The sequence below is a fragment of the Stenotrophomonas sp. LST15-1-1.1 genome, assembly GCF_040815575.1.
Classification (GTDB): Bacteria; Pseudomonadota; Gammaproteobacteria; order Xanthomonadales; family Xanthomonadaceae; genus Stenotrophomonas; species Stenotrophomonas lactitubi_B.
The window spans coordinates 607,626-619,826 of record NZ_JBFPNJ010000001.1 but is presented as its reverse complement, the minus strand read 5'-3'; the positions used below and the strand labels follow the sequence as shown (position 1 = coordinate 619,826).

At 68.1% G+C, this 12,201-nt stretch carries 6 protein-coding genes; 1 reads left to right on the top strand and 5 read right to left on the bottom strand.

Annotated features, from left to right (window positions below):
* Positions 1-3: 3 nt before the first annotated feature.
* From MRBLST15_RS02820 to MRBLST15_RS02805, 4 genes are read right to left on the bottom strand one after another with little or no spacing between them, the layout of a single operon-like run.
* The gene (locus MRBLST15_RS02820; protein ID WP_367785163.1) at positions 4-2,676 is read right to left on the bottom strand and encodes a glycoside hydrolase family 3 protein; all 2,673 of its coding nucleotides are present in this window, start codon (positions 2,674-2,676) and stop codon (positions 4-6) included.
* Positions 2,673-4,364, bottom strand: a complete 1,692-nt coding sequence (locus tag MRBLST15_RS02815) for a glycoside hydrolase family 43 protein (protein WP_367785161.1) — start codon at positions 4,362-4,364, stop codon at positions 2,673-2,675. Before MRBLST15_RS02815 ends, MRBLST15_RS02820 begins: the two co-directional genes overlap by 4 nt.
* Positions 4,364-6,343 carry a sialate O-acetylesterase gene (locus MRBLST15_RS02810; RefSeq protein ID WP_367785159.1) on the bottom strand — a complete coding sequence of 660 codons (1,980 nt, stop codon included), beginning with the start codon at positions 6,341-6,343 and terminating at the stop codon, positions 4,364-4,366. Before MRBLST15_RS02810 ends, MRBLST15_RS02815 begins: the two co-directional genes overlap by 1 nt.
* Positions 6,340-8,454 (bottom strand): alpha-glucuronidase family glycosyl hydrolase, encoded by a 2,115-nt coding sequence (locus tag MRBLST15_RS02805; RefSeq protein WP_367785527.1) that lies wholly within the window; start codon positions 8,452-8,454, stop codon positions 6,340-6,342. Before MRBLST15_RS02805 ends, MRBLST15_RS02810 begins: the two co-directional genes overlap by 4 nt.
* Positions 8,455-8,565: 111 nt before the next feature.
* On the opposite strand from MRBLST15_RS02805, the gene MRBLST15_RS02800 reads away from it, so the two are divergent.
* The gene (locus MRBLST15_RS02800; protein ID WP_265951399.1) at positions 8,566-9,624 is read left to right on the top strand and encodes a LacI family DNA-binding transcriptional regulator; all 1,059 of its coding nucleotides are present in this window, start codon (positions 8,566-8,568) and stop codon (positions 9,622-9,624) included.
* 20 nt (positions 9,625-9,644) lie between these two features.
* Here the strand turns inward: MRBLST15_RS02800 and MRBLST15_RS02795 are convergent, their stop codons facing one another.
* The gene (locus MRBLST15_RS02795; RefSeq protein WP_414716123.1) at positions 9,645-12,200 is read right to left on the bottom strand and encodes a glycoside hydrolase family 3 N-terminal domain-containing protein; all 2,556 of its coding nucleotides are present in this window, start codon (positions 12,198-12,200) and stop codon (positions 9,645-9,647) included.
* Position 12,201: the final 1 nt, after the last annotated feature.

Here is a 12,201-nt window from a genome sequence, read left to right as displayed (position 1 = left end):
GCATCAGTCACGATTGGCCTCCACGCGGAACCCGCCCTTCGCACGGATGTCGGCGCTGGAGCTTCCCACCCTCACTTCATACGCACCCGCCGGCACCGCATAGCCGCCGCGCGCTTCGTCATACTGGCGCAGGTCCTGCTGTGCCTGCAGATCGAACGCTACGGTGCGCCGCTCGCCGGCGGCCAGGTGGACGCGCTGGAAGCCGCGCAATGTCTGGCGTGCATCGCCGGGGCCCGCCTGCAGCCGTCGTACATACAACTGCACCACTTCGTCGCCGGCACGCTTGCCGGTGTTGGCTATCTCGACCTGCACCTTGAGCTTGCCGTCGTGGGCGATGCGCGGCGAATCAAGCTGCAGCCTGCCGTAGTCGAACCGGGTATAGGACAGCCCGTGGCCGAACGGATACAGCGGGGTGCCGCGGAAGTAGCGGTAGGTGCGGCCTTCCATCGTGTAGTCGTCGAACGCGGGCAATGTGTCATCCGCCCTGTAGAAGGTCACCGGCAGGCGCCCGCCGGGATTGACTTCGCCGAACAGCGCCTGGCCTACGGCGGTGCCGCCGCGCTGCCCGGGATACCAGCTCATCAGGATGGCGGACAGATTCTGCTGCGCCCATTCCACCGCCATCGCCGAGCCACCAGTGAGCACCATCACCACCGGCTTGCCAGTGGCGTGCAGCGCTTCCAGCAGCGTGCGCTGGGGCGCGGGCAGGCGCAGGTCGGTACGGTCCCCGCCGGCGAAGCCCGGGTAGTTGACCTTCATTTCTTCGCCTTCGACATCGCCGGTGAGGCCGCCCACGAACACCACCACGTCGGCGTTGCGCGCGGCCTCCAGCGCCGCTTCGAACGGCGGCTTGGCACCGGGCATGCGCCACCCCAGGCGGACACCAGCGTCGCGCTCGGCGTCGAAGTACTCAAGCCTGAGGTCATAGGCGCGGCCGGCCTGCAGGTCCAGGTCCACGCCATCGCCGCGCAGGCGATCGCTGCTGGCCCAGTGGTCGAGCACCCGCTTGCCGTCCACGTAGAGGCGGAAACCATCGTCGGCGGCCGCCTCGATCCGGTAGCGCCCCGAGACGGGCGGCAGCAGCTGGCCACTCCAGCGGATGCTGAAACCATCGCTGGGGATGCCCTGCCCCGGCGCGGCTTCACCACGGGCCAGCAGGTTGTCGGTGGGAGAGCCCCGGTCCCAGCGGAATCCGATCTGGGCATCGGTGCGCACCAGCGCCGGCGTGCCGGAAAGATCAGCGGTACGGAAGTACTCGCCACGCAGGCCGCGCTCCGGGGAATCGGCCGAGGGTCGCAGGTAGGCCGCTTCGATCAAGGGCGTGGCGCTGGGATCGTCGCGCCCTTCAACCAGGTCCACGCCGCGTGCGTAGCTCACCTCGATGCCCTTGGCGGCATCGCGGATGCCCTGCAGCAGGGTGACCGGCGCGGCTGGGGTGCCGAAGTAGTTGCCCAGCAGTGCCATGGTGTCATCGGCGGTGGGGCCGATCACGGCGATGCGCTTGAGGGTGCGCGACAGCGGCAGCACGCCATCGTTCTTCAGCAATACCAGCGATTCCTGGGCGGCCTTCAGGGCCAGCGCATCATGCGCCGGTGCCTGGTTGACCGACGCGGGAATCCGCGCCCAGCGCACGCGCTCGGGCGGGTCGAACATGCCCAGCCGCATCCGCGCGGCGAACAGGCGGGTCACCGCATCGTCGATCTCCGCCTCGCTGATCAGGCCCTGCCGTACGGCGGCTGGCAGCGTGGCGTATTCCTGGCCGCACTCCAGTTCGGTGCCGTTCCTGACCGCCAACGCGGCAGCAGCCTCGCGGCTGGGAACGATCCGGTGATGCTTCCAGATGTCGACGATGGCCCAGCAGTCGGATACCACGTAGCCCTTGAAGCCCCAATCGCGGCGCAGCACATCGCGCAGAAGGAAGCGGCTGGCGCTGGCGGACTCGCCATACACCCGGTTGTAGGCCCCCATCACCGCGTCCACCTGGCCCTCCTTCACCAGCGCCTCGAACGCCGGCAGGTAGGTGTCATACAGGTCGCGCTTGCTGGGGCGGGCATCGAAGTGGTGGCGATCAGCTTCGGGGCCGCTGTGCACGGCCAGGTGCTTGGCGGTGGCGTCGAGCTTGCGGTACACCGGGTCGTCACCCTGCAGGCCGTGCACGAAGGCCACGCCCATGCGGGCGGTGAGGTACGGGTCCTCGCCGTAGGTTTCCTGGCCGCGGCCCCATCGCGGGTCTCGGAAGATGTTGATGTTCGGCGACCAGTAAGTCAGCCCCTGATAGCGGCCATGCGAGCCTTCGCGGAGGAACTGGTGGTGCTTGGCACGGGCCTCGTCGCTGATGGTGCTGGCAACCTGCCCCATCAGCGGCACATCGAACGTGGCCGCCAGGCCGATGGCCTGCGGAAACACGGTGGCCTGCCCTGCCCGCGCCACGCCATGCAGGCCCTCGTTCCACCAGTCGTAGGCAGGAACGCCCAGGCGCTCGATTGCGGGCGCGGCGTTCTGCATCTGCGCTGCCTTCTCCTCCAGGGTCATCCGTGCGACCAGGGCGGCGGCGCGGGTTTCAACGCTGGCCGAGGTGTCGAGCCAGGGCGCAGGCCCGGTAGCGTGACCGGTCGTTGCCAGCGCGATGGCAGCGCACAGGGCCAGCGTGCGGAAGAAGGGAGTGCGCGTCATCATTTGCTCCTCAGGGCACGCTCGTCGCGCGCGAATGGTCCCAGCAGGGCGCCGACGAAGCCGCCTGCACGATCCGTACTCAATACCGTTCCGTCCACGTCATCGGCCAATGTCTGCCAGCCACCCCCGTCGCCGCTGTCGAAGGCGAACGCGTACCTGCCTTCGTCACCGGCGATGTTCAGGCGCAGCGAACCCGATGCCATCGCCTCACGGGTTGCCAGGGTGCGGGTAGCACCGCTGCCGTCGCGCGCTTCGAGGAAGACCGCCACGCGGTCACCGCCAATGCTGCGGACGCCCAGGAAGTACCAGTGCGTCTCGTTCTGGAAAGCTGCCAGGCCGGCGGCCACGCCTGCTGCCGGGCGGGTCATATCGGTACTGGCCTCGAAGCGCAGGTGCTGCTGGCGTCGGCCGAGGAACGCGGGGTTGCGCAGTGTGTCCAGGTTCTCCGCCAGCGGATGCACGGCCAACGACCCCGGCCGCTCGCGCAGGTCGGCCCACTGCTGCTTGGGGACGCGCACGCGCAGCCAGCCGCTGCCGAGTGTCGGCGCATCGAATTCGTCGCGCTCGGTGAAGTTGCCGGTGGACGGCGCCTGCGACGCCTCGCCCTGCATCCACGAGGGCGCTCTGGCCGCATACGGAATGGCCTGGTTGGCCGGCAGGATCACCGGCCAGCCGTCCTGCCATTGCACCGGCAGCAGATAGGTCTCGCGCCCGGTATTGTAGTGGCGGATGTCGTAGTTGCGACTGGCAAGGAACACCGCCCACCAGGAGCCGTCCGGACCCTCCACCAGATCGGCATGCCCGGCATTGGTGATCGGCAGTGGCCTGCCATCGGGCAGGTCGCGCTGGGTGAGAATCGGATTGCCCGCATACGGCACGTAAGGCCCCCATACCTCGCGGCTGCGCAGCACCACCTGCGAGTGCTGCGGGCCGGTACCGCCTTCCGCGTCGGAGAGGTAGTACCAGCCGTCGCGCCTGTAGAGATGCGGCCCCTCGATCCAGATCGGATTCCTGGCCGGCTCCACCCCGCCGTCGACCAATACCCTGCGCGGCCCAACCGGGGTGAAACGCTTCAGATCGATCTGCTGCATCCAGATGGCTCGGTGGCCCTCGTAGCGTGGCGGGCCGGGCGGTACATCGTTGTTGAGCAGATACACGGTGCCGTCATTGTCGAAGAACAACGACGGATCGATGCCGTCGATGCCGGGCAGCCAGTGCGGATCGGACCAGGGACTGGCGGGATCGCGCGCGGTCGCGATGAAGTTGCCGCCGCTGTCGACGGCCGTGGTGACCACGTAGAACATGCCGTCGTGGTAACTGATGGCCGGTGCGAAGATGCCACGCGACACGCCCAGGCCGTCGAAGTCCAGCTGCGATGGCCGGTCGATCACGTTGCCGATCTGCTTCCAGTGCACCAGGTCCACGCTTTCGAACACCGGGATGCCCGGGAAGTAGGTGAAGCTGGAATTGACCAGATAGAAGCGCCCGTTTGCGGCGACGACGCTGGGGTCGGCATGGAACCCTGCAAGAATGGGGTTGCGATAGTGTCCGGCCGGCAACGGCGCATCGAATGCCGCGTCGCGACCGCGGTACTCGAACCAGTCGAAGTAGACCGGCGGCGCGGGCGCCGCTGCCCACGCCTGCGGCAGGAGTGAAGACAACACGAGCAGTGAGGCCAGCAGCAGGCGCATCAGGGAACCTCCGCAGGAGAAATGGAAAGCTCGAAGGGACCGGCGGGCGCGCCGCTGCTGTCGTGCAGGGTGCACACCGGGCCATCTGCCCAGCAGTAGCGCACGCGGGCGGCGGAACCGGCCTCGGCGCTGCGCAGCACGACGTCGTGACCGTCCAGCACCGCGTCGGCGTAGTGGCAGTGGCGCGCATCGGCGTCGCACAGCTCGAAGCCGATGGGACCGTTCGCGCCGGTCGTGACCAGAGCGCCGGCCACGTCGTCGAACGCGATGCGTACACCGGCCCGCGTGGCCGATGCCTGGCGCGCTATCGGGCCGGACGGCGCTACGCCGCGCTCGCTGTAGACCACATGACGCGCTGCCCGCGCCAGCCGCCGGCCCAGTTCCTGCTTGTTCGGCGGGTGGATGTCGTAGGCATCGCCGATGTCGATGGCCACCGCCAGCCCGGTGCGCGGGTCTTCCACCGCAGCGAGCCGCTGCGCCTCGCGCACCTGCGCCCAGCCACTTTCAACCGGCGCCACGGCTGGCTGGCCATAGCCGGCCAGTTGCACCAGCAGCAGCGGCGTGTGCGCGCCGAACCGTCTCCGCCAGTCGTCACGCAGGCCGCGCAGGCGTGCGAGGTATGCCATTGCGTCGCCGGTATTGGATTCACCCTGGTACCACAGCACGCCGCGCAGGCCATAGGCGCCCAGTGGCGAAATCATGCCGTTGTACAGCGTCGACAGTCCTGTAGCGGCATGCCACGGTGCCAGCGGCGGCGCCTGTACACCGGGCGCCATCCGATACTGCCAGCGCGCATCCAGCGCGATGCGCGTACCGTCATCCAGGCGGATGGCGTGCGCACTTGCGGGCCCTGCAAGCCCACCCTCACCGTAGGTGTCCAGGACATTGATCACCACCGTGCTGGCACCGGCTTTCAGCAACCCGGGCGGCAGCGCATACGTCCGCCGCTCAGCCGCGCCGTACTGGCTGCCCACGGCGACGCCGTTCACCCAGGTCATGTCCGTCTCGTCGACCGGACCCAGCTCAAGCCAAGCGTGCTTGCCGGCCTGCGCGGCCGTCAGGGTCACCTGGGTGCGGTACCAGACCATGCCGTTGTAGCCGGCCAGCGTCGGCACACCCCAGCGCTCCCACGCGCCGAGCGTGGCCGGTGCGCGTTGCCATCCGCTGCTGTCGGTGCCGGGCTGCCAGGGCGTATCGGCGGCGGCACCTTCGCGTGTTGTCCACCAGTGTTGCCAGTGCTGGCCCCAGCGGGTGTTTGCCGCTGCGGGATCGCGGGCAGACAAGGCGAGCACGTCCAGTGCTGGCCCCATGCCGCCCTGCATGCGCAGGGCATCGGTACTGGTCCAGGCCTCGATGCGCGAACCGCCCCACGCCGCCTGGATCAAGCCCATGGGGACATCGACCGTCTTCTGCAGTTCGCGCGCAAAGTAGAAGCACGCAGCGGAAAAGTCGCGCACCGTGTCCGGCGCCGCCGTATGCCATGCCACAGACGCCGGAAAATCACTCTGTGGTGAAACCGCCGCCGCCTTCGGTACGGTGAACAGGCGGATCTTCGGTTGCGTGGCGCTGGCGATCTCGCTGTCTGCGTCCAGCGTGCGCCGCACCGGCAGTTCCATGTTCGACTGCCCGGAACACAACCAGACGTCGCCGATCTGCACGTCGTGCACGATCTGGGTTGCGTCCCCCGCACGCACCGACATTGCATGGGGGCCGCCGGCGGCCATGGACGGCAGCGTTGCCTGCCAGCGGCCGTCGGCCGCCGCGTGGGTGCTGACCGTCCGCCCAGCAACGGTCACCGAAACCGTGGCACCTGGCGCGGCCCGGCCCCATACCGGAACCGGCTGCTCACGCTGCAGCACGGCGTGATCCTGGAACAGCGGATGCAGCAGCGCCATCCCTGGTTCCTGCGCCGCTGCATTCGTGGCACAGCCGCCCATGGCGACCACCAGCATCCAGCCCACCCACGACGTCGGCTTCATCGCCCATCTCCCGGTGCGGACGGAAACTGCAACGCCTGGTACCAGGCCAGCGGATGCGGCGGCGCGGCTTCGCCTGCGGGCAACGGCCTGCCGCTCACCGACTGGAAGTACGCCACGCTGGCATCGCGCCACCACTGCGCTTCGCGCAGCTGGATACGCAGGAAGGCCGCGACCTGCGCATGCCGTTGTGCATCCACCCTGCCCTGCAGCCCTGCCCAGGTGCCCTGCATGCCCTGCACCTGCCGTACCCCCTGCGAGTAGCGGGCGACCAGCTCGTCCCACAGTGTCCGCCCCGAGGCCATGCGGTGGTCCCACGGCACGTGGTGGAACCACAGCAGCAGCGGCGCTGGAACCCGCGCCAGGTCGCCATACTGCTCAGCCACGCCGGGGGAATACTGGGCCACGGCATTGCTGCCGCCTGCGGTGCGGTCGAAGCCGATGCCGCTGTGATCCGCACGGTGGTAGTACACCGACGTCCAGTCCGCACGTGGGCCGCCATCGACCCACGGACCCGGACCATGGTGGTGTCCCCGCGCCATCAGATGGTGCAGGCCCAGCGGGGTCATATAGTTCACCGCGGCCTCGCGCGAGGCCATCATCATGCCGACGATGGGCTGCACCACGCCGGGATCGGCCGAGAAGGTCAGCGCCGCCCAATCTGCCGCGATGTCCCCGGCCGATTGCCGCGGATCCCACGCAAGGCGCCCGAAGGCGTACCAGTTGGCCTGGTCGAAATGCGATCCACTCCAGGTGCGATCGGTGCCGATGTTGGCGACGCCGGCCATGCCGGCCAGGGATTGCGCCACGGTAGAACCTTTGCCGCGTGCGCGGGTGTCGGCCCGCAGCACTTCCTCGTACAGCGGCCCCAGGTAAACCAGGTGCGTCGCGAAGCCCAGGTATTCCTTGGTGATCTGCACTTCCATCATCAGTGGCGTGCGCGGCATGGCCCCGAACAGCGGATGGAACGGCTCACGCGGCTGGAAGTCGATGGGCCCGTTCTTCACCTGCAGGACCACGTTCGGGCGGAAGGCGCCGTCCAGGCCGGCAAATTCGCTGTAGGCCTGCGTGGCCCGGTCGGCGGGAACGTCGTGCGCATAGACGAAGGCGCGCCACATCACCACGCCGCCGTGCGGGGCCAGTGCATCGGCCAGCAGGTTGGCGCCGTCGGCGTGCGAGCGGCCATAGTCCTGCGGGCCGGGCTGCCCTTCCGAATTGGCTTTCACCAGGAAGCCGCCGAAGTCGGGAATGCGTGCGTAGATTTCGGCGGCCTTGTCCCGCCACCAGCGCTGCACGCCCGGGTCGAGCGGATCGGCGGTGTCGAGCCCGCCCAGCTCGATGGGTGCGCTGAAGCGCGCGCTCAGGTAGACGCGTATGCCGTACGGCCGGAACAGATCCGCCAGTGTTGCCGCTTTGTCGAGATACTGCGGCGCAAGACTCTGTGCGTTTGCATTCACGTTGTTGAGCACGGTGCCGTTGATGCCTACGGACGCATTGGCGCGTGCGTAGTCGGTGTAGCGCGGGTCGCGCCATTCCGGCAGCGTCTGCCAGTCCCACAGTGACTGGCCTGCATAGCCGCGCTCCACATACCCGTCGAGGTTGTCCCAATGGTTGAGCACGCGCAGCCGAAGCCGTGGCGATTGACGCACATCGAGGGCATCGATCCTCGCGCCCGTCTGCAGCAGCCGCAGCAGATGGAACACGCCATACAGCACGCCGATATCCCGTGATGCGGCGACCAGCAGCACATCGCGGTCGCCCACCCGTGTGCGCTTGAGCAGGTAGCCCTCCTCGCCCAGTGACTGCAGCTGCGCCCGGAACGGTGCGATCAACGCTGACGACTGCGGAGTACCCAGCACCAGCGCGGGACCGATCGCCGCCGTACCCGGTGCCTGCGGATCGCTGCCGAGCAGTCCGCCGAGTCCACGCTCCAGCTCATCGCGCGCGGCGCGCTGCGTGGCCGTCTGATCAGGGGCCACCACCTGCCCCAGGCGGGTGCGGTAGTGGGCAGCGAGCGTCGGCTCGAGCGGGGCGTAACGCATCCACAGCGCGTAGCCATCCTCTGCGCGTGCGTTGCCCATGCAGGCCAGCAACGCCAGCACGCTGGCGAACATCCAATGACACCGCTCGCCATCGAAACGGAACCGCAGGGTGGCCAGCAAACCTTGTAAGCTCGGCGCGTGCGCTGGATGCAGCAGCGTCACAAAGAAGAACGGGAGCGCGTATTGGACAAGCCGAAGAAATCGGTCCGCCGCAAAACCAGTGGCGTGACGATCGACGAGGTGGCAGCCCTGGCCGGAGTGTCGCCGATGACGGTGTCGCGGGCGATCAACCAGGGCAAGGTGCGCGACGTCACCCGCGAGCGCGTGATGCGCGCAGTGCGTGAACTGGGCTATACGCCCAACCTCGCGGCCAGTTCGTTGGCCGCCGCGCAGCACACGCGTATTGCACTGATCTACACCGACCCCAGCGGTGCCTACCTGCGCGAACTGCTGGTCGGCCTGCTGCGGGTAGCGTCCAACGCTGCCATCCAGCTGGTCATCGACTACTGGGACGAGCCGGGCCCCGCCGCCCAGCGCAAGGCCGCGCGTGCCCTTGCCGGGCGGGTGGACGGCGTCATCCTGCCGCCGCCGCTGTGCGAATCGAAGCCCGTGGTGACCGAGCTGGTCAGGGCCGGTATCCCGGTGGTTGCGATCGCGCCAGGTCACCTTGGCAACGGCGTCTCCTGCGTGCGCATCGACGACTTCCACGCTGGCAGGGAACTGGCCGAACACCTGATCCAGCATGGTCACCGCCGCATCGGCTTCATCTGCGGGCGTACCGATCTCAGCGCGAGCGCGCGGCGCTATGACGGATTTGTCAGCGCGCTGCACGACGCCGGGCTGGAGGTCGACCCCGCCCTGGTCGAACAGGGCGACTACACCTACCGCTCCGGGCTCGCCGCTGCTGAAAAGCTGCTGTGCCAGCCCCGGCCGCCCACTGCGATCTTCGCCAGCAACGACGATATGGGCGCGGCGGCAATCTCCGTTGCCCACCGCCGTGGCCTGGAGGTACCCCGCGATCTGTCGGTGGTGGGCTTCGATGACAGCTCCGCCGCCACCACGGTCTGGCCTGAGCTCACCACCATCCATCAGCCGATCGCCTCGATGGCCGATGCGGCCATCGATATCCTGCTGCGCACCATCCGCCGCCGCACCGACGGCGAGCGGGTGCTGATCGACCACGTGGTGCCGCACCGGCTGGTGGTACGCGACTCGGTCGCACGCCCGCCTGGTTCCCGATAGCGCAGGGCGCGGCGTCACGGTCACTCGCCCGCGCAGCTGATGGTGGTCTCTGCTTCATTCAGAGCGCCCAGTGCGACACGCGACACCGACAGTGTCATCGCCCCCGCCGTTCCGATCGACCACGGGCGATCCAGCTTGCCGACATCCGCACCAGCGGCCACCAGGCACTTCAGCGGCACACCCACGCGCGTCCATTGGCCCACCGGCAGCGTTGCCAGCGTCGGCGTGAGCGCAATGCGGGCCGAGCAGCCAGCGCCGCAACCCACTGCCAACCAGGCCTCGCCGCGGGGTGCAGACTCCACCCGCAGTGTGGTCAGCAGCATCAGGTCGCCGTTGCTTTCGCGCTGCAGGTCCAGCGCTGTGTGCGACTGCAGCGTGGCAACTGCTTCAGCCTTGCCCGACCATGCAAGACGGCGACCGTCCTCCTGCGCCAGATGGTCCACGCCGGTAACCTTGAGCAGATCGCCCTCCAGGGCCTCCGGCACCTTGGTGACCGTGACGCCCTGCCCCGTGCCCTTCTGCAGGCGCAGAGACATGCCTGAACCGGCTTCGCCGCGCGCGAAGAACACGCCGGTGGCGCCTTCGTTGCCAGTCACGCCGGAAACTTCCGGCAGGGCTGCCAGATCGCCGTTGTCGGCGTAGGACAGTCCGAAGCCGAAAGCGAACTGCGGGTCGTAACCCTGCTGCCCCACGTTGTTGGCGTACTGCGTGGCCGCGCGCGGCCAGCTGAAGCTCAACCTGCCTTTGAAATCGTGCTGCACGCTGCCATCAGGCCCGCGCAGCAGCACGTCGGCAACGCCGGCGCCTTCCGAGCCGGGCAGCCACGCTGCCACGAACGCATCCGCGGCGTTGATCTCGCGGTTGACCCACAGCGGGCGTCCGCTCAGGAACACGGCCACCACAGGGATGCCGTCGGCCTTCAGCCGTTTGATCAGGGCAAGATCCGCGTCATCCCCCGGCTTGTACGCCAGTGTCGGCAGATCGCCCTGGAACTCAGCGTAAGGGTTCTCGCCGAATACCACCACGGCCACGTCCGGCTTCGTCACATATTTCCCATCGACGGCAAGCACTGCCTCGCCACCTGCGGCGGACGCCTGTTGGGCGATGCCCTCGTAGATCGTGTCCGCGTTGGGGAAGTCCTTGCGCGTGGTGCCGGTTCCCTGCCAGTTCAACGTCCAGCCACCGGCCTGCTTGCCCACGTCGTTGGCACCATCACCGGCGACCAGGATGCGCTGGCGGGGGGACAACGGCAGTACACCGCCCTGGTTCTTCAGCATTACCAGTGATTCGCGCACCACCTGCCGCGCAAGGGCGCGATGTTCCGGTGCACCGATCAGGGCAAATTGCCCGCCGACCGCGCGCGCGGATGGCTTGCCGGCCTCGAACAGGCCCAGTCGCATCTTCACCCGCAGGATCCGGCGCACGGCTTCATCCAGCCGTTGCTGGCTGATGGTGCCGTTCTTCACTGCAGCCAGCGTGGTTTCGTAGAAGCCTTTCCAGCTGTCCGAGGCCATGGCCATGTCCAGGCCCGCATTGATGGTGGCCGGGCAATCGGTGGTCGTGCATCCCTTGACCTGTCCATGTCCGTTCCAGTCGCCCACCACGAACCCACCGAAGTGCATGCGGCCCTTCAACGCATCGGTCAGGTACTGCCTGTGACCATGCATTTTTTCGCCGTTGACGCTGTTGAAGGACGCCATGACGGTCTGTGCGCCTGCCGCGATCGCCGGTGGATACCCGGCCGCGTGGATGCGCACCAGGTCTGCTTCGCTGATCCGGGTATCACCCTGGTCCTTACCGTCGGTGGTGCCGCCGTCGCCGAGGAAGTGCTTCACCGAAGCGATCACATGACGACCATCGAGGAACGCGGGCGTACCCACTTTGCCCTGCAGGCCTTCGACCATTGCACCGGCATAGCTGGCCACCACCTCGGGCGATTCGGAATAGCCCTCGTAAGTACGCCCCCAGCGGTCGTCCTGCGGTACCGCCACGGTCGGTGCGAATGCCCACTCCATGCCGGTCGCGCGGGTCTCCAGTGCGGTGACTTCGCCGATCCGACGCAGCAGATCCGGGTTGCGGGCCGCGCCCAGGCCGATGTTGTGCGGGAACAGCGTCGCGCCGATGATGTTGCTCTGCCCGTGCACGGCATCAATCCCGAACAGCACCGGAATCGCTTTGCGACCGGCGGTGGTGTCCATCGACGCTGCGTAGAACGCATCGGCCAGCGCCAGCCATTCGGCCGGTGCGGCATCGTAACGGCCACCGGGATCGGAATTGCCGCCGGCCAGGACCGAGCCCAACCGATAGCGGCGCACGTCATCGGGCGTGATGCTGGCGATATCGCCCTGCACCAGCTGGCCGACCTTTTCCTCCACCGTCATGGTGGCCATCAGGTCGGTGATGCGCTTCTCCAGCGCGGGGTCCTCGGCCAACGGCCAGGCGACCTGCGGCCACGGATCCGCCGTCGCGGCCGCAGGTCCGGCAACCTTCTCATCCTTGCCGCAGGCCGTCAGTGCCAGCAGCAGCGTGGTCAGCAGCACGCCAGCATGGGCGCGGCCAACGTGTCGATGGGTCATT